The 24,501-nt window shown below is 62.6% G+C and carries 24 protein-coding genes; 17 read left to right on the forward strand and 7 right to left on the reverse strand.

All coding sequences use genetic code 11. The features are described 5' to 3' along the window. Positions 1 to 12 precede the first annotated feature (12 nt). Positions 13 to 777: a flagellar basal-body rod protein FlgF gene (flgF, locus tag AB8A33_RS07225; protein ID WP_439092135.1), complete on the reverse strand. Its 765-nt coding sequence runs from the start codon at positions 775 to 777 to the stop codon at positions 13 to 15. Between the two features lie 364 nt (positions 778 to 1,141). On the opposite strand from flgF, the gene fliL reads away from it, so the two are divergent. From fliL to AB8A33_RS07250, 5 genes are all read left to right on the forward strand, one after another. Further along, on the forward strand, positions 1,142 to 1,633 hold the full coding sequence (gene fliL, locus AB8A33_RS07230) for a flagellar basal body-associated protein FliL (RefSeq protein WP_092146420.1): 492 nt from the start codon (positions 1,142 to 1,144) through the stop codon (positions 1,631 to 1,633). Positions 1,634 to 1,651: 18 nt separating this feature from the next. Continuing rightward, positions 1,652 to 2,851 (forward strand): flagellar motor switch protein FliM, encoded by a 1,200-nt coding sequence (fliM, locus tag AB8A33_RS07235; protein WP_374725713.1) that lies wholly within the window; start codon positions 1,652 to 1,654, stop codon positions 2,849 to 2,851. Beyond that, on the forward strand, positions 2,848 to 3,285 hold the full coding sequence (locus AB8A33_RS07240) for a DUF6468 domain-containing protein (protein WP_439092136.1): 438 nt from the start codon (positions 2,848 to 2,850) through the stop codon (positions 3,283 to 3,285). Before fliM ends, AB8A33_RS07240 begins: the two co-directional genes overlap by 4 nt. Continuing rightward, positions 3,282 to 4,055, forward strand: a complete 774-nt coding sequence (locus tag AB8A33_RS07245) for a MotE family protein (RefSeq protein WP_439092137.1) — start codon at positions 3,282 to 3,284, stop codon at positions 4,053 to 4,055. Before AB8A33_RS07240 ends, AB8A33_RS07245 begins: the two co-directional genes overlap by 4 nt. A 98-nt stretch (positions 4,056 to 4,153) precedes the next feature. Then, positions 4,154 to 7,834 carry a tetratricopeptide repeat protein gene (locus AB8A33_RS07250; protein WP_439092138.1) on the forward strand — a complete coding sequence of 1,227 codons (3,681 nt, stop codon included), beginning with the start codon at positions 4,154 to 4,156 and terminating at the stop codon, positions 7,832 to 7,834. Between the two features lie 12 nt (positions 7,835 to 7,846). Here the strand turns inward: AB8A33_RS07250 and fliP are convergent, their stop codons facing one another. Then, positions 7,847 to 8,599: a flagellar type III secretion system pore protein FliP gene (gene fliP, locus AB8A33_RS07255; protein ID WP_439092139.1), complete on the reverse strand. Its 753-nt coding sequence runs from the start codon at positions 8,597 to 8,599 to the stop codon at positions 7,847 to 7,849. Next, on the reverse strand, positions 8,596 to 9,672 hold the full coding sequence (locus AB8A33_RS07260) for a flagellar biosynthetic protein FliO (RefSeq protein ID WP_439092140.1): 1,077 nt from the start codon (positions 9,670 to 9,672) through the stop codon (positions 8,596 to 8,598). Before AB8A33_RS07260 ends, fliP begins: the two co-directional genes overlap by 4 nt. A gap of 375 nt (positions 9,673 to 10,047) precedes the next feature. On the opposite strand from AB8A33_RS07260, the gene flgB reads away from it, so the two are divergent. The 10 genes from flgB (at position 10,048) to AB8A33_RS07310 (ending at position 19,198) form a co-directional block, all read left to right on the forward strand. Next, positions 10,048 to 10,461: a flagellar basal body rod protein FlgB gene (gene flgB / locus AB8A33_RS07265; protein ID WP_068735662.1), complete on the forward strand. Its 414-nt coding sequence runs from the start codon at positions 10,048 to 10,050 to the stop codon at positions 10,459 to 10,461. 29 nt (positions 10,462 to 10,490) lie between these two features. After that, positions 10,491 to 10,916, forward strand: coding sequence for a flagellar basal body rod protein FlgC (flgC, locus tag AB8A33_RS07270; protein ID WP_439092141.1), 426 nt, complete (start codon positions 10,491 to 10,493; stop codon positions 10,914 to 10,916). Between the two features lie 16 nt (positions 10,917 to 10,932). Continuing rightward, a complete protein-coding gene (gene fliE / locus AB8A33_RS07275; protein WP_068735666.1) occupies positions 10,933 to 11,259 on the forward strand; it encodes a flagellar hook-basal body complex protein FliE in 327 nt (108 codons plus the stop codon). Between the two features lie 42 nt (positions 11,260 to 11,301). Beyond that, positions 11,302 to 11,565, forward strand: coding sequence for a flagellar biosynthesis protein FliQ (fliQ, locus tag AB8A33_RS07280; protein ID WP_439092142.1), 264 nt, complete (start codon positions 11,302 to 11,304; stop codon positions 11,563 to 11,565). A gap of 13 nt (positions 11,566 to 11,578) precedes the next feature. Further along, positions 11,579 to 12,349, forward strand: coding sequence for a flagellar biosynthetic protein FliR (gene fliR, locus AB8A33_RS07285; RefSeq protein WP_439092143.1), 771 nt, complete (start codon positions 11,579 to 11,581; stop codon positions 12,347 to 12,349). Positions 12,350 to 12,359: 10 nt separating this feature from the next. Beyond that, positions 12,360 to 13,433, forward strand: coding sequence for a flagellar biosynthesis protein FlhB (gene flhB / locus AB8A33_RS07290; RefSeq protein ID WP_439092144.1), 1,074 nt, complete (start codon positions 12,360 to 12,362; stop codon positions 13,431 to 13,433). A gap of 172 nt (positions 13,434 to 13,605) precedes the next feature. Then, a complete protein-coding gene (cckA, locus tag AB8A33_RS07295; RefSeq protein WP_439064484.1) occupies positions 13,606 to 16,179 on the forward strand; it encodes a cell cycle histidine kinase CckA in 2,574 nt (857 codons plus the stop codon). 213 nt (positions 16,180 to 16,392) lie between these two features. Then, complete coding sequence (locus AB8A33_RS07300) at positions 16,393 to 17,424, forward strand: Tim44 domain-containing protein (RefSeq protein ID WP_439095875.1); 1,032 nt, start codon at positions 16,393 to 16,395, stop codon at positions 17,422 to 17,424. Between the two features lie 190 nt (positions 17,425 to 17,614). Beyond that, positions 17,615 to 18,304, forward strand: a complete 690-nt coding sequence (locus tag AB8A33_RS07305; protein WP_439092145.1) for a lectin — start codon at positions 17,615 to 17,617, stop codon at positions 18,302 to 18,304. Between the two features lie 186 nt (positions 18,305 to 18,490). After that, positions 18,491 to 19,198, forward strand: a complete 708-nt coding sequence (locus AB8A33_RS07310; RefSeq protein WP_439092146.1) for a glutathione S-transferase — start codon at positions 18,491 to 18,493, stop codon at positions 19,196 to 19,198. Between the two features lie 24 nt (positions 19,199 to 19,222). Here AB8A33_RS07310 and AB8A33_RS07315 read toward each other — a convergent pair whose 3' ends face one another. The 3 genes from AB8A33_RS07315 to AB8A33_RS07325 form a co-directional block, all read right to left on the reverse strand. Next, complete coding sequence (locus AB8A33_RS07315) at positions 19,223 to 19,897, reverse strand: methyltransferase family protein (protein ID WP_439092147.1); 675 nt, start codon at positions 19,895 to 19,897, stop codon at positions 19,223 to 19,225. A gap of 104 nt (positions 19,898 to 20,001) precedes the next feature. Next, on the reverse strand, positions 20,002 to 20,172 hold the full coding sequence (locus tag AB8A33_RS07320; RefSeq protein WP_439092148.1) for a hypothetical protein: 171 nt from the start codon (positions 20,170 to 20,172) through the stop codon (positions 20,002 to 20,004). 156 nt (positions 20,173 to 20,328) lie between these two features. After that, complete coding sequence (locus AB8A33_RS07325) at positions 20,329 to 20,802, reverse strand: hypothetical protein (RefSeq protein ID WP_439092149.1); 474 nt, start codon at positions 20,800 to 20,802, stop codon at positions 20,329 to 20,331. Between the two features lie 202 nt (positions 20,803 to 21,004). Here AB8A33_RS07325 and AB8A33_RS07330 point away from each other — a divergent pair, with 202 nt between their 5' ends. Further along, positions 21,005 to 22,657 (forward strand): fumarate hydratase, encoded by a 1,653-nt coding sequence (locus AB8A33_RS07330; RefSeq protein ID WP_439092150.1) that lies wholly within the window; start codon positions 21,005 to 21,007, stop codon positions 22,655 to 22,657. A 15-nt stretch (positions 22,658 to 22,672) separates the two neighbouring features. Further along, positions 22,673 to 23,347 carry a DUF429 domain-containing protein gene (locus tag AB8A33_RS07335; protein WP_439092151.1) on the forward strand — a complete coding sequence of 225 codons (675 nt, stop codon included), beginning with the start codon at positions 22,673 to 22,675 and terminating at the stop codon, positions 23,345 to 23,347. A 1-nt stretch (position 23,348) separates the two neighbouring features. Here the strand turns inward: AB8A33_RS07335 and AB8A33_RS07340 are convergent, their stop codons facing one another. Next, on the reverse strand, positions 23,349 to 24,323 hold the full coding sequence (locus AB8A33_RS07340; protein WP_439092152.1) for an SH3 domain-containing protein: 975 nt from the start codon (positions 24,321 to 24,323) through the stop codon (positions 23,349 to 23,351). Positions 24,324 to 24,501: the final 178 nt, after the last annotated feature.

The following is a 24,501-nucleotide window of genomic DNA, read 5'->3' on the forward strand; positions in this document are numbered from 1 at the left end:
GGGTCAGATTCCTTAAGCCGGAACGTCGGCAAGTTTTTCGATGGCGGAGCGCCGCGCGTCGCCTTGCGACTGCAGCATGTTCGACAGCTCGGTATAGGCGCGGGTGACGTCGATCATCCGGGTCATTTCGGCGACCGAGCTGACATTCGACTTTTCGATGAAGCCCTGGTTGAGCTTCGACGTGGTGGATGGCTGCGGATTGGCGCCGGGGCCGGCCGAGAACAGGTTGGAGCCTTCCTTCACCAGCCGCTGGGGCTGTGCGAAGTTGACCATGCGAATCTTGCCACGCACGGAGTCGATGCGGTTGATGCCTTCGAGCACCGTGACCGTGCCGTCCTGCGAGATGTTGATGTCGTGGTCGGTCTGCTGGAATACGATCGGGCCATTGGCGCCGAGCACCGGTGCGCCCGACGCTGTCACGAGCTGGCCCTGCGAATTGATCTGCATGCCGCCGTCGCGGGTGTAGCGCTCGCCGTTCGGGGTCTGCACCGCGAGGAAGGCGTTGCCGTCGATGGCGACGTCCAGCGGATTCTTGGTCTGCTCGGTCGCGCCGCCGGTGAAATCATGCATGGTGGCGCGGTCCTGCACGAAGGACACGCGGCGGTCGCGGCCGACGAAGTTGTCTTCGCGGGCGGCCGGGCTCAGATATTCCTCGAAAATCGTCCGCTCGGCCTTGAAGCCGCTCGTGTTGATATTCGCAATGTTGTTCGCCACGACGTCCATCTGACGCCGGAGCGTCATCTGCCGCGACAGTCCGACGAGAAGCATATTCTCCATCGGTGGTTCTCCCCTAAGTTCCCGCGGTTTGCTCTCCCAAGCTCGCCGTGGATCCCGTAAACCGCACAGCTCTCCCAAGCCGCGGTTCGCTAAGGTGAGTAGCGAAAGCCGTGCCAAGTCAAAAAGATGATATTTTTCAATTTGTTGGTAGTTTTAGGGGCGCGCAAACGGGCGGCAGAAAGGTCTTGTTGACCATATTTGCCGGCAGAATTTTCCTAGTTGAGCGTTAAAAGAAAGATTCCGTTAACCATTGCGACCTAGCGTCACGATCACACAGGGCCTTGGGCGCTGGCAGCATTTTGTATCGCGTCTTTATTGCCTGCTTTGCAGCATCGAGCTCATCCCAACCCCGGACGGGCAGGCGATGGCGGATACGGAAACTTCAGACGGCGTCCCGACCGGGGATGAAGCGGCAGCTCCCAAGAGCAAGTTCAAGCTGATCGCGATCGTCGCGGGTGTGCTGGTACTCGCAGCGGGCGGTGGCGGCTGGTTCTTCCTGAAGGGACACCCCAAGGAAGAGAAGAAAGAGGCCGCGCCGGCTGCGAAGCCGCTCGCTTTCATCGATGTGCCGGAAATCCTGGTGAACCTTGCGGGTCAGCCGGGCGAGCGCGTGCAATATCTCAAGGCCAAGATCGTGCTCGAGGTGAAGGAAGCGCCGTTGGTGGCGCAGATCACGCCGTCGATGCCGCGTATCACCGACATGTTCCAGGTCTATCTCCGCGAACTCCGCACCACCGATCTGAACGGCTCCGTCGGCATGTTCCGGTTGAAGGAAGAGCTCACGCGGCGCGTCAACGCCGCGATCTCGCCCCATCACGTGAACGCTGTGCTGTTCAAGGAAATCCTCATTCAGTGAGGAATTGGATTTAGGCTGATGTCTACCGAACAGGTCGATCAGGACGCAATTGCCGCCGAATGGGAAGCATCTCTGGATTCAGAGGATCCCGTTGAGGCGGCGAAAGCGGCTGCCGAAAACGAACTCACCGGCACCATGGCAGAGCAATGGGCCGCCATGGTCGAGGACGGCGGTCGCGATATCGGCGGCGGCAAGAACGGTGGCGAGCGCGTTCTCTCGCAGGAAGAAATCGACAACCTCCTCGGCTTCAGCGTCAACGAGGTCCATCTCGACGAAAATTCCGGCATTCGCGCCATCATCGATTCTTCGATGGTGTCGTATGAGCGTCTGCCGATGCTCGAAATCGTGTTCGACCGTCTGGTGCGGTTGATGACTACGAGCCTGCGCAATTTCACCTCCGACAACGTCGAAGTCTCGCTCGATCGCATCACCTCGGTGCGTTTCGGCGATTATATGAACTCGATTCCGCTGCCTGCCGTGCTGTGCGTGTTCAAGGCAGAGGAGTGGGAGAATTTTGGCCTCGCCACCGTCGATTCCAGCCTGATCTATTCGATGATCGACGTATTGCTCGGCGGCCGTCGAGGTCAGGCCTCGCTGCGCATCGAGGGCCGTCCCTATACCACCATCGAAACCAATCTGGTGAAGCGCCTGATCGAAGTGGTGCTGGCGGATGCCGAGCAGGCGTTCCGGCCGCTGTCGCCGGTGAGCTTCAACATCGATCGGCTTGAGACCAATCCGCGCTTCGCCGCCATCAGCCGACCAGCCAACGCCGCCATCCTGGTGCGCCTGCATATCGACATGGAAGACCGCGGCGGCAATATCGAATTGCTGCTGCCCTACGCGACGATCGAACCGATCCGCGCCGTGCTCATGCAGATGTTCATGGGCGAAAAATTCGGCCGTGATCCGATCTGGGAAAGCCATCTCGCTACTGAAATTGCTCAGGCCGAGATCGCCGTCGACGCCGTGCTGTATGAGGCGGAGATCCCATTGAAGCAGCTGATGCTTCTCAAAGTGGGCGATACACTGCCGCTGGAAATGCGGGCAGATGCCCTTGTTGCCGTGCGTTGCGGAGCCGTGACCTTGACTGAAGGTCGCATGGGCCGTGTCGGCGACCGCGTTGCCATTCGAGTCACGAAACAATTACGCAAGCCTAACACAACCTTCGCGATGTTTGAGAAGGCTGATGAGCAAACTAAATTGATGGAGGCACAATGAGTCATTCATTAGGAATTGTGATCGAGAGCCTGGTTGCGGTGCTTCTGATCCTGACCATCGCCTATTGCATGTTGCTCAATAAGCGCCTGAAGCGCCTCAAGGCGGACGAACAATCGTTGAAGGCCACGATCGGCGAGCTCATCACCGTGACCGAGATCGCCGAGCGTGCGATCGGCGGACTGAAGCACACCGTGCGCGACGTCAATGAAAATCTCGGCAGCCAGATTTCGGCGGCAACGGCGCTGGCCGATCAGCTGAAGGCGCAGCTCGCCGAGAGCGACGCCGTCGTGCGCCGGCTGTCGAAGATCGCAGTGGCGGCACGGCCGCTCACCGAACACGACCCTGACGCGCCGCGGGTCTCCGCAGCGCGGGCCAATGCCGCGGCAGCGCAGGCGTTCGCCGAACGGAGGAGGCCTGACGGCATCGCTGCATGAAAGCTTTTCGGGACGTTCGTATTCTTCCTGTCGTCTTGGTGGCGGTTTTCGGGCTGGCGATTCTCAAGATCGCTGGCCTGGTGATCGATGGCGGCTACGTGTTCAACTACGATCCGCAACCGCAGGTGCAGGCGAAAGGATCGTGGGCGCAGGAGATGTTCAACTTCCCGGGCGGCAAGCCTGCAGACGGCGACATTACCGGGTCAGTATCTGCCAAGAAGGAAGAGCCGAAGCCCGCGGTGGCGGCGCCTGCAGCGATCGAGCCGACCAGCAATCCGCCTGTCGAACTGTCTCCTCAAATCTCGCCCGCTGAACGCGCGATCCTCGAACGGCTGCAAGCGCGCCGTCAGGAACTGGAAATGCGTGCCCGCGAGATCGACATTCGCGAAAGCCTGCTGAAGGCCGCCGAGAAGCGCATCGAAACCCGCGTCGATGAATTGAAGGGCGTCGAAGCCGGTATCAAGACGGCGAACGACCAGAAGAGCGAAGTCGATGCCGCCCGCTTCAAGGGCATCGTCACCATGTATGAAAGCATGAAGCCGAAGGACGCGGCGAAGATCTTCGACCGGCTGGAAATGCCGGTGCTGTTCGAGATTGCCTCGCAGATAGCGCCTCGGAAGATGTCCGACATTCTCGGTCTGATGCAGCCGGAGGCCGCTGAACGCCTCACCGTTGAACTGGCACGCCGTGCCTCGGGCGGCGAACGATCTGCCGCGGCGGTGGAACTGCCCAAGATCGAAGGCAGGCCGATCCAGCAGGGCCGGAATTAAAGAAATTAATTAACAAATCCTTAGAGCGCGGAATCTAGATTCGACACAGGGCGGGCGACTGGTCGTCCTTCGAGCATCGGGCTGAGAGACACTTCTGAATGGCACGGACGGCTGCCGTTGCATGTTGGACGCAAGCTCGCGCATGGACGCGGGCCGTTCGACGTTGTGCGGTCCTCGCGGGCATTCTCTGTCTTGCGCTGTCGTTCCCGGATGCCGCATCTGCGCAAGCGGTGAGGGGCAGTGCCAGCATGGGCACGTCGGGCGGTTATGGTCGCATCGTGCTGAAGCTCGCCGAGGACGTGGAGTCCGAGGTGACGCAGGCCGGCACCATTCTCGTCATTCGCTTCAAGCGGCCGGTCGATATTCCCGTCGAGCTTCTCGGCGACGCCGCCCCCGACTATATCGGCTCCGCACGCCGCGATCCCGATGGCACGGCGATCCGTCTCGCTTTATCACGCAGGGTGACCGTCAATTCGATGACGGCGGGCGAACGCATCTTCATCGATCTGTTGCCCGACACCTGGAAGGGCATGCCGCCCGGTCTGCCGCAGGATGTGGTCAAGGAATTGTCGGAGCGTGCGCGTATGGCAGAGCGTGCATTGCGCCAGCAACGCGCTGTCGCGGAAAGCCAGAAGAAGCCGCCGATCCGCGTGCGGGCATCCGTGCAGCCCACCTTCGTGCGCTTCGTGTTCGAGACCGGCGGCGTCGGTGTGTCGTCGGTGCTGAACGAGAAGACACTGACGCTGACCTTCAACGCCGGTCTGGTGTTCGATCTCGCCGATGCCAAATTGTCCGCACCCGCCAATGTCGCATCGATCGGTCAGGCGATGGACGGCAACCGGACCGCCGTCGAGATCGGTTTGATCGGCGACGTCGATGTGAAGTCGTTCCGCGAGGACAAGAGCTACGTCGTCGACATCGGCTTCCAGCAGAATGAAAAGCCGTCGCCGCTGGCCAAGCTGCCGGTGGCCGCTCCTGTGGACGAGAAACCACCGGTCGCGGCGAAACCTCCCGAGGTCGAGAAGCCCGCCAGCGTCCCGGCACAGCGCTCCGGCGAGGTCGTGCCTCCGACCTCCGAGACGATCGCGAAAGAGATCGTTCCGGAGAAGAAAGTCGAGGTTGCGACGGCTGCACCGGCAGCGCCCGTCGCGGCAGCGAAGCCGGAAGAGCCAAGGCCCGAGGCGGCCAAGGTCGCTGAATCACCCAAGCCCGCGCCGGCAGCCGAGCCTGTTGTCGTCGTTCCTGCGAAAGAAACACCGCCGCTAGCGCCTGTCGTTGCGGCGGCTCCTGCTGCTGCACCCGTTGCTGCTGCGCCGACCGAACCGGCGGGCATGCCGGTCGAGGTCAAGCGCAGCAGTGACGGCGTGCGCATGGCCTTTGCCTTTCCATCGCCAACGCCGGTCGCTTTGTTCCGCCGCGGCGATATCCTGTGGCTGGTGGCAGATTCGATGCGGCCCATCGACACCGCGCCGATCCGCCGCGATAGCGGGTCGATCATTGCCGATGTGAGCACGATCCCGCTGGAGAAGGGGCAGGCGATCCGTATTCGCCTCAATCGCCCGCAACTGGCTTCGCTCACCACCGACGATCCCGCCGGCGCAGGACAGGCCTGGTCGCTGATGCTCGCCGACACCCGGCAGACACCGTCGCAGCCGCTGTCCGCCGTGCGCAACATTGCCGATCCCTCGCGCGCCAGCGTGCAGGTGCCATTGGCCAAGCCCGGTCTCAAGCATCGCCTGGTTGATCCGGATGCCGGCGATACGCTCAATATCATCACCGCGCTGCCGCCATCGCGCGGCTTCATCCGTCGCCAGGACTTCGTTGAATTCTCGTTGCTGGAATCTATCCACGGCGTCGTGGTTCAGGTGAACTCCGACGACGTGTCCGTTGAAGCTAGTATCGACAAGGTGATGCTCACCAAGCCCGGTGGCCTGACGCTGTCGGCAGCCGATGCGGCGCCGCAACGTGCGTCGACGGTCGCCCGGCCGATCTTCGATGTCGGTCAGTGGCGCAAGGATCAGGAAGGCCCGTTCAACGCGCGCTTCGACGAGTTGATCAATGCGATGTCATCGGCCGAAGCTAGTTCGCTGCCGCAGGCGCGGATGGATCTGGCCAAATTCTACATGGCGCGCGGCATGTACAACGAGGCCAAGGGCGTTGCCGATCTCGCGATCGCGGACACCAAGGTCGGCGAGGAAAGCCCTGTCGCGCTGATCGTTCATGCGGTGGCCAGCGCAATGATGGGTCGTCCCGAACAGACCCTGAAGGATATCGCCAATCCGGTGCTCGGGCCGGGTTACGACGGTGAATTGTGGAAGGCGCTCGCCTACGCCAAACAGGAAAAGTGGGTCGAGGCGCGCGAGCGATTCAAGAATGCCGAATTCACGCTCGCCGCGCTGCCGGCCGATCTGCAGCGCGCGGCCTTGATGCTGGCGCTGCGGGCCTCGCTCGAGGTCAAGGACTATGCCGGCGCGTCGTCGCGCGGCAGTGAGCTCGAAACGGTCGGCATCCCGCCGGAGATCAAGCCCGCGGCCATGCTGCTCAGCGGCTGGCTCGATGAGGCGCTCGGCCGGGAGAAGGACGCGCTGTCGAAGTATCAGGATGTCACCGGTTCGGTGGATCGCCAGTCCGCAGCGGAAGCCAAGCTGCGCGAAATCAATTTGCGCCAGAAGCGTAACGAGATCAGCAGCGAGGACGCGTTGCATGATCTCGAAGTGCTGGCTGTGACATGGCGCGGCGACGGCACGGAAGTGCAGGTGCTGCAGATCCTGTCGCGCATGTATGCCGAACTCGGCCGCTACAATGACTCGCTGCTGGCCGCCCGCACGGCCACCGAACGTCAGGCCAACAGCGAAGCCGCGCGCCAGGTGCAGGACGAGGCGCAAGCGCTGTTCTCGCAAATCTATCTGTCGCCAAAGGGCGACAGCCTGCCGCCGGTCGATGCGCTGGCGATGTTCTACGAGTTTCGCGAGCTGACCCCGATCGGCCGCCGCGGTGACGAGATGATCCGCCGTCTCGCAGATCGTCTCGTAGCCGTCGATCTGCTCGATCAGGCCGCCGAGCTGCTGCAGTATCAGGTCGATCACCGTCTCGAAGGCGCCGCGCGGTCGCAGGTCGCTGCACGTCTGGCGATGGTCTATCTGATGAGCCGCAAGCCCGACCGCGCTATCGCCGCGTTGCGCACCACGCGGATCGCCGATCTCAATGGCGAGCTACGTCAACAGCGGTTGCTGCTCGAGGCGCGGGCGCAGAGTGACATCGGCCGCCGTGAGCTGGCGCTCGACATCATCTCTCATGTCAGCGGACGCGAAGCGATCCGGCTCCGCTCGGATATCTATTGGTCGTCGCGGCGCTGGCGCGAGGCCTCCGAACAGATCGAACTCTATTACGGCGATCGCTGGCGGGATTTCTCGCCGCTGACGCCAAGCGAGAAGAGCGATGTCATCCGTGCTGTGGTTGGTTATGCGCTGGCGGAAGACGCCCTCGGTCTCGCGCGCTTCCGCGAAAAGTATGCGCCGCTGATGAATGTGGGTGCCGACAAGATCGCCTTCGACACCGCGAGCAAGCCGACCTCGACCAACTCATCGGAATTCGCCGCCATAGCCAAGATGGCCGCGTCCGTCGACACGCTGGACGGCTTCCTGCGAGAGATGAAGACGCGGTTCCCCGAAAGCAGTGCCAAGGCGATCCTGCCGGGCGCCAGTGCCGATCCGATGCCGACGGGCTCGCTGAAGCCGCAGCCAGTGGTCAATGTCCGCAAGATCGAGATGACGCGGTAGGCGAGAGCTTCGCTACTGCCCGTAACTCTGCACCAGACTGCCGGCCACCAGCGACCAGCCATCCACCAGCACGAAGAAGATCAGCTTGAACGGCAGTGACACCACCGCCGGTGGCAGCATCATCATGCCCATCGCCATCAAGACCGAGGCGACAACGAGGTCGATGATCAGGAATGGCAGGAACAGCAAGAAGCCGATTTCGAAGGCGCGCTTCAGCTCCGAGATCATGAAGGCCGGCACGAGGATCCGCAGCGACATGTCCTCCGGTGTCGCCGGCACCGGTTCGCCCGAGAGGTCCATGAACAGTTTGAGATCCTTCTCGCGCACGTTCTTCTGCATGAAGCCGCGCAGCGGAATGGATGCACGTACCAAAGCTTGTTCGACGGTGATGTCGTTGGAGATCAGCGGCTTGATACCGTCGTCATAGGAACGTTGCAGCACCGGCCCCATTACGAAAGCCGTAAGGAACATCGCCAGCGCGATGATCACCGAGTTCGGCGGCGCTGTCGCCGTACCCAATGCGGTGCGCAGCAGCGACAGCACGACCACGATGCGTGTGAACGACGTCATCATGATCAGGATCGACGGTGCGATCGACAGCACCGTCAACAACGCAATCATCTGCACGGCACGTTCGGTGACGCCGCCGCCACCGCCGCCGAGATTGATGCTGATGTCCTGCGCCATCGCGGGACCTGCGAAGGTCCCGGCGACGATCAGAACAGAAAGGAAAAATACTCTACGCGGGAGGTTCGCCGAACTCACGAACTGGACTTCGGCCGTCCCAGCAGGGAGGCCATCTCGTCTTCGAGATTTTCAAAACCCGATTTGACCGGCGGGACGACCGGCGGCGCCTCCGCACGGGCAGGGCTGGCGATCGAGACTTCCGGCGACCGCGAAGCTGGGCGGATCGATGGCGCCTCAGGCGCCACCGACGGAGCGCCGACCCGGGGCTCAGGTGCATCCTGGCGAGCCTCGCCGGCAGGGCGGCGCAAGGCTGCCTCGAGGCGCTGCGCCATGTCGGCGAGGTTCTGATCGGCAGATGACACGGCGGGTGCCGGAGCGGGCGCAGGGACCGGGGCGGGTGGCGCGACGACGGGGGCAGGCGCCGGAGCAGCAACAACCGGAGCAGGCAGGGTCGGCGCTGCTGCGACGGGACGGTCCGGCGTGCGGGGTTGCGGCATGGTGCGGATCGGCGGATCGGCACGCATCGGGCGCGGCATCATCGGCTCGCTGCGTGGCATCTCGGCACGTGGCATTTCACTTCGCGGAACCGGCCGCTGCGGGAAAAGGTCGTTGCGTGGCGCCGGTTCGGGGCGCGGCGCGGGTTCCGGCGCGAGGCTGGCGACCGGATCGGGCCGACGCTCCGGCAAAGGTGCGGCCGGGCGGCGTGGCTCTTCGATAAAGGAGGGGCGCGCGGGACGTGGCGCCGGCTCCGGCACATGCGGTTCGGAATCAAAGCCGGACTCGTTGCTCTCTGCCCAGCTCGGGGCTTCAGGCAGCGACGGGCCACGGCTTGCCACATCGGCGGCGAGGCCGCCGCGCTGCGGGGCCTGCTCGCGGCCGGGCATGGCGCGGACGATATTGGGCTCGACGACGATGTCCGACGGGCCACCGATCATCAGCAGATGTTCGACATTGTCGCGGCGGACCAGCACCAGGCGGCGGCGGCCGTCCACGGCGGCGGCGTCGATCACCGCGAGTCGCGGCAAGCGCCCGCGGCTGGTGTTGTTGCCCAGCCGGTTGCCGGCGAATCGGCGCACCAGCCAGGCTGTAAGCCCGATCAGCGCCAGCACGACAACGAAGGCCAAGATAAATTGCACCGATGATTGCATCATAAAGTCCCCAGCCAGACAGGGTGGCTGCAACGGCCACATCCAGAGTTGCGGGTGTCATAGCCCCGCACGCCCCGCACGCAGCGTGAATCACGCCCCATCTGTTAACGCCCCACGGCAGAACCTGCCGTTGGTTAATAATAAACTATGAATCGCTGCAGCCAAAACGACTTCTGCCGCCCCGTCGTATGGCCGATGGGGATGGTTAATCGGCCAATTCAGGCGAAAAAGCGTTGGCATGTGCGAAAAACGTCAATTTTGCAGCATTCATTTACGGTTCGGTAACAAGTACCACCGGAAATTAACTTCGTATTAACCATGCAGGCGGCAAATTCTGCCTAGCTTAGGACACTCCGTCCGGGCGGGCGGAGAAGGCCGATGGCGATCAGCGACATGCCGATGTTGTCGGCGCTGCGCACCAAGATGCAGTGGCATCAGGAGCGCCAGCGTGTGCTGGCCGAAAATATCTCGAATTCGGACACTCCGAACTTCCGCCCCCGCGATCTCGTGGAACCGAAATTCGACAAGGCCGGGAACACGTCCGTCACCGCGGGCGGCATGGGTTCGCTGCCGATGATGCGGGCGTCCGGCACCAATATCTTGCCGACCGGCGGCTCGGCCTCCTTCAACCAGAACAGCCGGGTCGGCTACGAGACCCGCCCCGCCGGCAACGCCGTCAATCTGGAAGACGAGATGCTCAAGGTCTCGGCCAACCAGATGGACTATGCCGCGGCAACCTCGCTCTACACCCGCAGCCTCGGTCTGTTGAAGACCGCTATCGGCAAGCGCTGACGCCGCCGCGCGCATAAAGGGAGCTCATCATGGCAGACGATATCAGCGACTTCTCGCGCTCCATGGGCATCGCGACTTCCGGTCTGCGCGCCCAGGCGGGCCGCATGCGGGTGATTTCGGAAAACATCGCCAATGCGCAGTCTACATCACAGAACGCCGGCGGAGACCCCTATCGCCGCAAGGTGCCGACCTTCAAATCCGAGCTGGACCGCTCGCTGGACGCCCGGGTCGTCGGCCTTGGCCGCATCAGGCCCGACCAGTCAGCGTTTCCCACGCGATACGAGCCCGGCAATCCCGCGGCGGATGCCGCCGGCAATGTCAAATACCCCAACGTGAACTCGCTGGTGGAAATGACCGACATGAAGGAAGCGCAGCGCTCCTACGAAGCCAATCTCAATATCATCAGCGCCACGCGCCGGATGATCCAACGCACGCTCGACATCCTCAAGGCCTGAACAGGACAGCTGAACCATGGCAACTCCCTCTGTCGCCGCCAATGCTTACTCGGCTCTCTCGCGCATCATGGACGCCGGTGGTGGCGTCGGTGGCGGTCTCAACAAGGCGGCGGACGCAGGTGGCGGTCAGTCGTTCGGTGCGGTCCTCAAGGACGCGCTTGGCAGCGTGCTGGATTCTGGTCGCAAGTCGGATGCGCAGACCATCGCAATGGCCAACGGCAAGGCCAATGTGATGGACGTGGTCACGGCAGTTGCGGAAACCGACGTCGCCGTGTCGACGCTGGTCTCGGTGCGCGATCGCGTCATCCAATCCTACGAAGACATCATGAAGATGCCGATCTGATCTTCCTCACCACGAACACCGCGTAACACAAGGATTACCGCAATGACCGGCCCCGAAACTCTCGATGTTGCCCGCGACGCGATCTGGACGATTGTGATCGTGTCCGGCCCGCTGATGGTCGTGGGCCTCGTGGTCGGTGTCGTGGTATCGCTGGTGCAGGCGCTGACCCAGATCCAGGAACAGTCGCTGGTCTTCGTACCGAAGATTCTCGCGGTCTTTGCCACCATGATGCTCGCGTTACCATTCATGGGGGACGCATTGTCGAGCTACATGCTGCGGATATCGTCGCGAATCATCGGGGGGTGATGCACAATCCCGTATGCGCATCGATGTCTCGCTTCTACCCGTTCTCGCCGCTGCCTTCATGCTGGCCTTTGCCCGCATCGGCACGATGGTGATGTTGATGCCGGGGTTCGGCGAGAGCAACATTCCCGCGCGGGCCAAGCTGTCGATTGCATTGGGACTGACCCTCATCATGCTGCCGGCGCATCGCGGTGCCTATAACGTCGATATGGGATCGATCGTGCCCCTGCTGGTGATGCTGGTGCATGAGATCATCATCGGCGTCGTGCTGGGTGCCACCGCACGCGTCACGCTGTCGGCGCTGCAGGTCGCCGGATCGATCATCGCGCAGCAACTCGGTCTCGGCTTTGTGACCTCGGTGGATCCGACCCAGGGTCAGCAGGGCGTGCTGATCGGCAATTTTCTCACGATGCTCGGCATTACGCTGCTGTTCGCCACCGATACGCATCACCTTGTGATCGCCGCCATTAATGACAGCTACAGGATCTTTGCGCCGGGCGAACTCATGTCGACGGGCGACGTGGCCAAGCTCGCCACTAATGCCTTCGCGGCGGCGTTCAAGATCGGTACGCAGCTTGCCGCGCCTTTCCTCGTGTTCGGCCTCGTCTTCAATATGGGGCTTGGCGTGCTGGCGCGACTGATGCCGCAGATGCAGGTCTATTTCGTTGGCGTGCCGCTTTCGATCATGATCGGATTCCTGATCTTCGCCGTCGTGCTCGCGACCATGATGGGGACCTACCTCGAATACGTCACCGGCGTCATGCAACAAATGATGCCGCGGATATAGGGGCGCGCGGATGGCCGACGACGATTCCGAGAAGACACATGACCCCACGCAAAAAAAGCTCGACGACGCTCACCAACGCGGTGACGTAGCCAAAAGCCAGGAGGTCAATACCTGGTTCCTGCTGGCCGGCGCGACGCTGGTGCTGTCAACCTTTAACGGCTCGGTCGGCGGCGGGCTGCAGACGCCCCTTAAAAACCTTCTGCAAAATTCCTGGATGATGCGGACCGACGGGCCCGGACTTTTGATGCTGGCCAAGAGCCTTTGCATGTCCGTCTTGTCCACCATGGGCATGCCGATCCTGTTTCTCGTGATCGCAGCGCTCGCGGGCAATCTGATCCAGCACCGGCTGGTGTTTTCCACCGAAGGTCTGGTGCCGAAGTTTAGCAAGCTGTCGCCGATGGAAGGCGCCAAGCGCGTCTTTGGCAAGCAGGCATTCGCCAACTTCCTGAAGGGACTGTTCAAGCTTGTTCTGCTCGGCGCCGTGATGTGCGCGGTGCTGTGGCCTGAGCGTTTTCGTCTGGATGCGTTGATCCATATCGATCCGTCGGCGATCCTCGGTATCACCACATCGCTGACGCTGCAGCTGATGGGTTCGGTGGTGGCGATGCTTGCCTTCGTCGCCATTGCCGACTTCTTCTTCCAGTATCGCACCTGGTACGAGAAGCTGAAGATGTCGCTGCAGGAAGTGAAGGAGGAATACAAGCAGTCCGAGGGCGACCCCCACATCAAGGGCAAGATCAAGCAGCTGCGTCAGCAGAACATGAAGAAGCGCATGATGGCAGCGGTGCCTAAGGCGTCCGTGATCATCACCAATCCGACGCACTACGCCGTGGCGCTGTCCTATGAGCGCGGCATGACCGCGCCGATCTGCGTTGCCAAGGGCGTCGACAACATCGCGCTGAAGATCAGGGAAGTTGCCGGCAAGCACGACATTCCGATCGTCGAGAACGTGCCGCTGGCGCGCGCGCTTTACGCCACCGTTGAGATCGACGAGGAAATTCCGGGCGAACACTACCATGCGGTGGCCGAAGTCATTGGCTACGTCATGGGCCTGAAGCGCGGCCTGTCCGGGCGCACGCCATGATTCGGGAAAGCGCCCGGCAAAGGGCCGGGCAAGGGGCCGGGAACGTGTTGCGAATCGGCGGATTGGAAGCGAATAGGCCGACGCGGCGCTTGCGTAAGGCCAGCCGATTGATGCACTCAGGAGGCGCGCAAACCCGCGCTGCCGCAACTGCCAACAGGCGACGAACCGTCCGATGACTGCCGAGACCGACCACGATCGCCAATCGATGACGGCGCAGAATCCGGTTCTGCACGAGCCGGCCCGGCGCAGCGGCAGCATCGTGCTGGTGCTGCTGATTGCCGCCGCGATCATCGCCTGCGCCGTGGCATTCATGACTCTCGGCCGCGCCCAGGCGCAGCCTTATATTCTGGGCCTGCTGGCGCTGCTGGCGATGGTCGGCCTGTTCGTGTTGTTCGCCTTTGCCGCCGGTATTGTCCGCTTTGCCGATCGCACCTCCGACGATCCGATCATGCGCACCGTGGCCGATCACGCCTTTGACGGTATCGCCGTCACCGATGCGCGGGGCCATGTGGTCTATGCCAACGCAGCCTATCTCACATTGACCGGCGCGGCTTCCGCGCAGGATGCGCGTCCGGTCGAGCGCGTCTTCATCGGAAATCCCGATGTCTCCGAAGCCGTCTTCCGCCTGCTCAAGGCTGCCCGCGAGGGCAAGCGCCAGCAGGAGGAAGTCCGTGTCGCAGCGCCCGATGGTAGCCACGGCCGCTGGCTGCGCATGCGGGTGCGTCCACTGGGTGAGGGCAAGCGCGAGGCCAAATCCACAGTGTGGTCGGTGGCCGATATTTCCCGCGATCGGCAACGCCAGGAAGACGTATTCCAGGAACTGCAGCACGCCATCGAATATCTCGATCACGCGCCTTGCGGCTTCTTCTCGGTCAATCCAAAGGGCGAGCTGGTTTACGTCAACGCCACGTTGGCGAACTGGCTCGATCACGATCTTGCCGAGATCGGCTCCGGCGGTCTGAAGCTGACCGACATCGTCTCCGGTGACGGCGCCTCGTTGCTGACATCCATTGTACCGATGCCCGGCGAGGTCAAAACCGAAGTCTTCGACATCGACCTGCGCATGCGCAACGGCAAGACCATGCCGGTGCGGCTCTATCACAAGCTCGCTTTCGGCGCCGACGGCGTGCCGGGTGCGTCGCGCACCCTTGTCATCAGCCGCGCCCGCGACGAGCGCTCGGATCCGCAACGCGCCGCCGAAGTGCGCTTCATGCGCTTCTTCGACCATACGCCGATGGCCATTGCGACGGTGGACCGCGACGGCACCGTGGTGCGCGGCAATGCCCGTTTCGCCAAACTGGCGCAGAGCCTCAACACATCGGGCGCTGTCAACAAGTCGATCCTGGCCGCCGTCAGCGACCGCGACCGCAACCAGCTCGTCGCGGCCATCGGCCATGCCGCCCAGGGGCAGGGCGATATCCCGCCGGTGGAAGCGCTCCTGGAAGGCGCCAAGGAACGCTGGGGCCAGTTCTTCGTCACCGCTGTGGAAGAGAACGAGCGCGAGACCGAAGCCGCCATCGTCTACATGCTGGAGACTACCGAGCGCCGCACGCTCGAGAACCAGGTCAACCAGGCGCAGAAGATGGACACCATCGGCCAGTTGGCCGGCGGCATCGCGCATGACTTCAACAACGTGCTTTCCGCCATCATGATGGCCAACGACTTCCTGCTGAACGCGCACAAGCCGACCGACCCGTCGTTCCAGGACATCATGCAGATCAAGCAGAACGCGACACGCGCGGCGACGCTCGTGCGTCAGTTGCTGGCGTTCTCGCGCCGCCAGACGCTGCGCCCGACCGTGCTCAATCTCGGCGATGCGTTGTCCGATATCGATCTGCTGCTGAAGCGACTGATCGGCGAGAAGGTCAAACTCGAAGTCGTGCATGGCCGCGATCTGTGGCCGGTGAAGGTCGACATCTCGCAGTTCGAGCAGGTGATCGTGAATCTCGCGGTCAATGCGCGCGACGCGATGCCGGATGGCGGCGCGCTGACCGTGCGGACTGTGAATGTTTCGGCCGAGGAAGCCGGGCGTCTCTCCTACAAGGGCATGCCGCCGTCGGATTACGTCCGCATCGATGTCAGCGACACCGGCACCGGCATTCCCGCGGACATCGTCGAGAAGATCTTCGAGCCGTTCTTCTCCACCAAGGATGTCGGCAAGGGCACCGGCCTCGGCCTTTCCACGGTGTACGGGATCGTCAAGCAGACCGGCGGTTTCGTCTATGTCGATTCCGAACCGGGCAAAGGCACCACGTTCCGCATCTTCCTGCCGCGCCATCATCAGGAAAAGGAAGTCGCTCCCGATCCGGCGATCGCGGCGGCCGTCGCTGCGAAGGAAGCCGCTGCCGACGCCAAGCCGCGTGCGGATCTGACCGGGCAGGGCACCATCCTGCTCGTCGAGGACGAAGAGGGCCTGCGCGCGCTGAACGCCCGCGGTCTGCGATCGCGCGGTTACACAGTGGTCGAAGCCGGCAACGGCGTCGAGGCGATGGAGCTGTTCGACGAGCAGAACGGCGTCATCGATCTCGTGGTCTCCGACGTGGTGATGCCGGAGATGGATGGACCGACGCTGCTGAAGGAGATGCGCGCCCGCAATGCGGATATTCGCATCATCTTCGTGTCCGGTTACGCTGAGGAAGCTTTTGAGAAGAGCCTGCCGGAAAACCAGCAATTCGCCTTCCTGGCCAAGCCGTTCGCCCTGAGCGCGCTGATTGCCAAGGTCAAGGAAACCATGGCGCCGAACTAGGGCGCGCCGTCACAAAACGGCTTGGTTTCAAATGCGCCCCAAACTTCGCAATGCACCATAAGTATTTGAAAGCAAGGTGACTCCTACGCCAAAGGTTCAATGGCGAGCCGCGACCGAGGGCCGCAGCGTTTACCATGGAACGGTGCTTCCCTTTTAGGCTGGGGTAGCCATGTTAGGGGTGTTTTCCCCCTGCCGGGGATTGAGGGAATGACCATGACTTTCACGTTCAGCATGCGCGGCGTCGTCAAGACGATGGCCGTTGTCCTGTCGCTGGCGATGCCGCTCACGATTGCAATCTCCTCTGCCGACGCCCGCGTTGGCGGTGGCAGCAGTTCGGGCTCGCGCGGCAACCGCACATTCTCGGCTCCGCCGAGCACGTCGACGGCGCCTAACGCGGCTCAGCCGTTCAACCGCACCATGCAGCAGCCGGGTTCGCCCGGCATGAACAGCGCGACCACAGGCGCAGCCAGCAAGGGCGGGTTCTTCAACCGTCCGGGCATGGGCATGCTCGGCGGCCTTGCTGCCGGCTTCCTCGGCGCAGGCCTGCTCGGCATGCTGTTCGGCGGCGGTCTATTCAGCGGCCTCGGCGGCATTTCGTCGATCATCGGCCTGCTGCTGCAGGTCGGCCTGATCATCATTGTCGTCCGTCTCGCGATGTCCTGGTGGCAGCGTCGTAACCAGACGGCTTCGGCTTATGCTGGTCCGGCTAACTCGCCCTATACCGGTGCGGGCAATGGCCCTGATCAGAATCAGGTTCATGCGAACCAAGCTCAGGGTGCTCAGCAGGCTCCGCGCAGCGGCCTCGGCGGCTTTGGGTTCGGCGCTGCGGCGTCGAACGACAAGCCGCTCGATATCCTGCCGCAGGACTACGAGACCTTCGAGCGTCTGCTTGGCGACGTCCAGGCGGCTTGGTCGAATGAAGACGTCGAGAAGCTCGGCAAGCTGTCGACGCCGGAAATGGTGTCGTACTTCGCCAAGGATCTCGCCGAGAACAAGGCGCGCAACGACATCAACAAGGTGTCGGATGTGAAGCTGCTGCAGGGCGACCTCGCGGAAGCCTGGCGCGAAGGCGACACCGACTATGCGAGCGTCGCGATGCGCTTCTCGCTGGTCGATAAGACGCTGGAGCGCGGCACCAACCGTCTGGTGGCCGGCAGCGAAACGCCGATCGAAGCAACCGAGATCTGGACCTTCGTGCGCCCGCGCGGCGCCGATTGGGAACTGTCGGCGATCCAGCAGTCGTAAGCCTTGCGTCACTGAAATCGGACAAGCGCCGCGGATCATTCCGCGGCGCTTTTTGTTGGCCCTATGCGTGTGTATTGCCAGGCGATGATCTCAATAAGAGAGCGGGAATAATCCGCCGGATGACGTGTTGGTCAGTTGCGTTCCATCGCGACTGGCGTTGCGTGGTTACAAAAACAAATTGGAGGAATCGATGCCCACTATTCTCTCGACTATGACCCGTCTCGGCCTATGCGCCGGTGCTGTTGCCGTCTCACTCGCAGCAACGTCGCCATCGTTCGCGCAGGGCGCGGATACCAGCTTCTTCGTCACCAGCAATGGCATCGGCAATGGCGGCAATCTCGGTGGCCTCGCCGGTGCTGACAATCATTGCCAGACGCTGGCGCAGGCTGCAGGCGCGGGCGCCAAGACATGGCGCGCTTATCTCTCGACGCAGGCCGCCGAGGGCAAGCCCGCGATCAATGCTAAGGACCGGATCGGCAACGGGCCGTGGAAGAATGTGAAGGGTGCTGTCGTCGCCAAGGATGTCGCCGATCTGCATGGCGCCAGCAACAACCTCTCCAAGCAGACCTCGCTCAGCGAGAAGGGCGAGGTCATCAATGGCCGCGGTGATACGCCGAATCGCCATGACGTGCTGACCGGCTCGCAGGCTGACGGCACAGCCTTTGCCGCTGGTGAGGATCGCACCTGCAAGAACTGGACGAGCAGTACCCAGGGCGCCGCGATGGTCGGTCATATCGATCGTACGGGGTTGAACGAAGAGCCGCCGTCCAAGTCATGGAACACCTCGCATCCGTCGCGCGGTCCCGATGGCGGCTGCTCGCAGAACGACCTGAAGAGCACCGGCGGCGATGGGCTGCTGTATTGCTTCGCCTCGAATTGAGTTCTGTTGCGGCAAACAAGTAGCAATATATACACTCCGCTATGGCCGGGCCTGTCCCGGCCATAGCGCGTTTTGCGGCGATAGCTGGACGACGGTGCGGAGTTCTCGCCGGACGAGCGTGGCGAACGAATTCCGCGGTGAGCAGTTACCTTGGCACCCCTGACGCGATACTTGGCGAGGTTCTGCATGCGATATGAGCTGTATTACTGGCCGACGATCCAGGGCCGCGGCGAATTCGTACGCCTGGCGCTCGAAGACGCCGGCGCGGACTACCGCGACGTGGCTCGTGGCAAGGGCGGCATGGCCGCAATGACCAGGGTGCTCGACAGCAAGAAAGGCATCCCGCCATTCGCGCCACCATTCCTCAAGGCGGGCACTATGGTGATCGGCCAGACAGCGAACATTTTGTTCTATCTCGGCGGGCGTCATGGCTTGGCGCCGAAGTCCGAAGCGGCGCGGCTGCAATTGCATGAACTACAGCTTACGATCACCGATTTCGTCGCCGAAGTGCACGATACCCATCACCCGATCGGTGTGTCGCTCTACTACGAAGATCAGAAAGGTCCCGCCAAGAAACGCTGCGCGGAATTCCTGAAGGAGCGCGTGCCGAAATATCTCGGCTATTTCGAGCGGATATTGAAGGCCGGCGACGGCGCTTATGTCACCGGCCGCAAGGCGACCTATGTCGATCTGTCACTGTTCCAGATCGTTGAAGGACTGCGCTACGCATTTCCGAAACGCATGACAAAATTCGAGCGGGAGATTCCACGCCTGATCGATTTGCATGACCGCGCGGCGGCTCGCCCGAACATCAAGGCCTATCTCGACAGCGACCGCCGCATTGCCTTCAACAAGGACGGCATCTTCCGGCACTACAAGGCGCTGGACAAGTAGCGCTGCGCAGCTCGCGTGGCGGGGTTACCAAAGCCCCGGACACAGACGATAGCGGACGCGCATCGTATAGTCGGTGTAGCCGGGGAGACCGTCTCGCAAGGTGCGCTCTTCGGCCGTCGTGCGCCATGCGAGCAGCACGGCCAGGATCAGCGTCAGCGCGGCACTCCACCACGAGCCAAGCCAGAGGGATGTGCCGAGAAAAAACAGGATGGCGCCGCTATACATGGGATGACGCACGAGATGATAGGGACCGGTATCGATGACGTGCTGGCCGCGGTCGCGCTGCAGCTTGATGACCGGTGCGGCGAAACTGTTTTCGCGCAGTACCCAGAACGAGATTGCCATTCCCGTGAGTGCGAGGACCGCGCCCGCGACCTGGACGCCAATTGTCATTTGCGAAAGGCCGAAGCGCTGATCCAGTCCTGCGACGATCAGCCAGACCAGTGCCACGGTAAAGAACGCCACCATGAAGACGCGGTCCGCTGTGGGCTGCCCCTGTTGTACGATGGGGCGCATGCGTTCCTCAAACAGCGCGGGATCGATCTGGATCAGCCACAGGCCGCCGCCAAGGCCGAGCACGATCATGAAGAGTAGAAATGACCACGCCGCCGGCCATTGCCAGGTCCCGGCGGCGGTGAACAAAACGGCGCCGATCACGCCGAACCAGACCAGCGTACGTATCACGAGGCGAACGATCATGTCGGGCCTCCTTTGGCCCGCATCCGATACCAGATTCGCGGCAGTGATGGGGCAGGCCTCGCGTCAACGCGACCAGCGGCTGGTCTCTGTCCGACGGTGCCGCGTTAAGCGAGCTGATCGATCCGGGTGCCCTGGCCGGGCGGCAGTGCTGCGCGCGGCGGGGGCGGCGCGGTGCGGCTGTCGTTGTCGTCGTTCTTCTTCGGCTCTGGCGGCTTCACCTCGATCGGCTTCACCTCAGCGACCGGCGGTGCGCTACTTACGCTTGAAACGCTCATTACAAATTCCCTGTTTCCAACTCTTGCAGTCGGACCATGGGGCGTACGCCAACAAGGAGTTGGTAAATCAGGCGCTGCAATTTGCAGCAATCGGGATGGTTCGGATGCGGTGGTGAATGGCCGCTCTAGGATTTCACTACAATTGAACCGAAATCCTCACTCGTCCTTGCCGCGGGAAATAGTGATTGTCGCGGAGGTCTTGCTGCGGGTGCAGCGGAGGTCGAGCCGGCGATAGCGCAGCTTCACGTCATCGCCGCGGAAAATCCCCATGCGGCCGAGACATCGGGTGGTGCCCTTCACCGTATCCGGTTTGGGGATCGTGAAAATGACGGCTGCCGCACTGGCGACGAGATCGGTGAAGGCTGGTGCCGGCTTGCGGGTCGCGGACGCAGCATAAAGCTCGTTGCTGAAATTGCGGCTGGCGCAGCCAAGCCGCAATTGCTTCGCCGCCGGATGCGACAGGTAGATCACATTGGCAGCGGTGCGCCCGACGCTGAGCCCGTCGATCTGGCTCTTGAGCTGACGCGCAAGATCATCGCAGCGGTCGGCGCGGGCAGGTGAGGCGACAAGGGTTACGGTGGCGAGAAGTGCCACAGCCGAAAAAATGCCGCGCAGGCGGTCGATGGACATTCCAGAATTCTCCTCAATCCCCGCCCGCACTGAAACGCGGGACGTCACTTTATGCAAGGCGTGCCCGACGTGGCCGGTGACTGCTGGAACAGGGGGAATTATCCCCGCGATTGCGGGCCTGTCCCCCTGTTTTGAACCCTTCAAAACTGTCCGGAAACCGCCTACAAGGGCCTCAAATCCCCTCCCTTTTGAGGCCCCACCAATGAACGCTCCCACCGCTTTCCCTGATCCGAAGCCCGTCCCGCCCTATAAGCACACTCCGCTGTTTCCGCTGGGCGCGGATACCACCCCCTACAAGAAGGTCACCACCGAGGGCGTGCGGGTCGAGAAGGTGCTGGGCAGGGACATGTTGGTGGTGTCGCGGGATGCGCTGAAGGCGCTCTCGGAGGCCGCGTTCGGCGACATCAACCACTATCTGCGCCCCGGCCATCTGCAGCAGCTGCGCAATATCCTGGACGACAGCGAAGCCAGCCCGAACGACAAGTTCGTGGCCTTCGACTTCCTCAAGAACGCGAACATCGCCGCCGGCGGCGTGCTGCCGATGTGCCAGGACACCGGCACCGCGATCATCATGGGCAAGAAGGGCTGCAACGTCATCACCGATGGCGACGATGAGGCCGCTTTGAGTGAAGGCGCCCGCGATGCGTATCTGCGGCGCAATCTGCGCTATTCGCAGGTCGCGCCGCTGACCATGTATGAAGAGAAGAACACCGCCAACAATATGCCGGCGCAGTGCGAGATCTATGCCGAGGGCGATGATGCCTACAAGTTCATGTTCATGGCCAAGGGCGGTGGCTCCGCCAACAAGAGCTTCCTGTTCCAGGCGACGCCCTCGGTGCTGACCAAGGATCGTCTGCTCGCCTTCCTCAAAGAGAAGATCATGACGCTGGGCACCGCCGCGTGCCCGCCCTATCACCTCGCCATCGTCATTGGCGGCACCTCGGCCGAGCTGTGCATGAAGACGGTGAAGCTCGCTTCCGCGCGTTATCTCGACGCGCTGCCCACGCAAGGCTCGCCGGACGGCAATGCCTTCCGCGATTTGGAGATGGAGCAGGAAATCCTCAAGATGACGCAGTCGTCCGGCGTTGGCGCGCAGTTCGGCGGCAAGTATTTCTGCCACGATGTCCGCGTCATCCGCCTGCCGCGCCACGGTGCGTCATTGCCGATCGGTCTCGGCGTGTCGTGCTCGGCGGATCGCCAGGTGCTCGGCAAGATCACCAGAGACGGCGTCTATCTCGAAGAACTCGAGCATAACCCGGCGCAATATCTGCCGCAGGTCGAGCAGGCGCTCGGCGGCGAGGTGGTGAAGATCGATCTCAATCAGCCGATGAAGGACATTCTGGCCACGCTGTCGAACTATCCGACCAAGACGCGGCTGTCGCTGACAGGCACCATGATCGTCGCGCGCGACTCGGCGCATGCCAAGCTGCGCGATCGCCTCGAGAAGGGCGAGCCGCTGCCGGATTACTTCAAGAACCATCCGGTCTATTACGCCGGTCCCGCCAAGACCCCCGAAGGTTACGCCTCCGGCGCGTTCGGTCCGACCACCGCCGGCCGCATGGATAGTTTCGTCGACCAGTTCCAGGCGGCGGGCGGCTCCATGGTGATGGTCGCCAAGGGCAATCGCGCCGTTGCGGTGCGCGAAGCCTGCAAGAAGCATGGCGGCTTCTATCTCGGCTCCATCGGCGGCTCGGCGGCAAACCTCGCCGAACACTGCATCAAGAAGGTTGAAGTCGTCGAATATCCCGAACTCGGCATGGAAGCGATCTGGCGCATCGAGGTCGAGGACTTCCCGGCCTTCATCATCATCGATGACAAGGGCAACGATTTCTTCAAGGAACTGAATCTCGGCTAAGATCGAGCGCGCCCGATGATCGCCATCGGGCTCGATGGTTTCAGCAAGGGCTGGGTCGCCGTCACCATTGACGGCGACCGGTGCAGGATCGATTTCGTCAGCGATATCTCCTGGCTTGCGATGCAGCGCTTTACCCGTGCCGCGATCGATATTCCGATCGGGCTTGGCGATGACGGCGTGCGTAGCTGCGATCAGCTGGCACGCAAGAGACTAAGTCCACACGGGTCGCGCGTGTTTTCTGGCGGGCGCCGCTGGCTGTGGCAGGACTTCAGCGATCCCGATCTTGCCAATGCGGAGGCGGGCAAACGCGGGCAGAAGAAGGTCTCGCGCCAGCTCTGGCACCTTGGGCCGAAGATCATGGAGGTCGATGGCTTCGTGCGGGAACAGCGCGATCTCGATATCCGCGAAGCCCATCCCGAACTTGTCTTTCTCCGTCTGAACAAAAATGCGCCGCTACCGTCCAAACATACGGAGCAGGGGCTCGCGCTGCGCCGTCATCTGTTGCTTGCGAATGGCTTCAGCGATCTCGACGACTGGCTCACTGCCAGGCGCGCGCGGACCGGCGCAAAGCCGGATGATGTGCTCGATGCCTGCGCGGTGGCGCTGGCGGCGCGCGATTGCATGGGCTGTCTGCCGGAAGGCAATGCACCGCGCGATGTGCTGGGCGTGCCGCAGCAAATCTGGTTCTAGCTCAACTGCAATTCGTCACCTGGCTCGAGCATAGCCGTCGCCACCAGCCGCGGACGCCATCGTGGCTTTCCACCAGCGCCCAGAAGCCGCTGCAGGCGAGAACGCGTTTGGGGCCGCCGTCGGCGCTGATCTCGCTGCCACCTTCGCCTTTGGCCGGTGTCCATTGCGCGTCCACATGCGGCGCCTGGAACAGCCCGCCCATCCGCGTGTCGCCATTCGCATATTGCGCGCCTACCTTGCTGGCCGCGACCCAGCCACGGCCGCTATAGGGCTTCGGGTGGTTGCGCGGATAGACGCTCTCGTCTTCATACTCCTTGCCGGGCGGCGTTGCGCCTTCGATCAGGAACCAGCCGTCCTTGAAGCCGATGATCCTGAATTCCGTCAGCCAGCCACCATCGGGAGCATTCTCGCTCTTGCTCCTGAACTTGTAGGGCGGCGGCAGGGTGCCGAGCACCTTCGTCGTCGCCGATGGCCCGGCGCGTACATTCAGGCCGTTCGGATCGCGGTCGTTAGACCATGCGCGGACATCGCAGGGCATCGTGACATCGGGCCGCCTGGCGCGTGTCGCCAGCAGCTCTGTGTCGAGCGCTGCGTATTCCGCATCGCCGCGGGCAGCGCTGAGAACACGCGGGACGGTGCTGCCAAGCGCAGGATCGCGCGGACGTAGTTCGCCGGACAATGTAGTCAGCTTGCCGTCACTACGCGCCAGCTTCGCCACCAGCATCTCGCCGGCATCGAAGGCACTCGCTGGCGTCTTCGGATCGTTGGCACCGGCGGGATAGATCGCGACATATCCGACCGGCGCCTGCGGATCGGAGGTGTCGACATGAAAGGCCTGACCGGCCACGCGATCCGGCGGCACGAAGCCACGGGCACTCGCAAACCATTCCGGCGTCTCCGCTGGTGGCGTCAGCGGTTGTGCAAAGGCGGTGCCGGCGCAGATGAGGCCGGCCATCAGGATGGCGATTCGGGTCATGGTTTTGTGTCGCCGCATCAGCGATTTGGTTCGACAAAACGCGACTCAGGCTTGCAGCAAATCAGCCGAATTCGGGTCGCTGCGCGGGACTCGATTCTCCGGTGACCTGCAAGCATGTGGACGAAAAAGAAAAGCGGTGACGACTCAGGTGGCGCTGTTCCAATAGCGATCAGACTAC

Source organism: Tardiphaga sp. 813_E8_N1_3 (assembly GCF_051811025.1).
GTDB lineage: Bacteria > Pseudomonadota > Alphaproteobacteria > Rhizobiales > Xanthobacteraceae > Tardiphaga.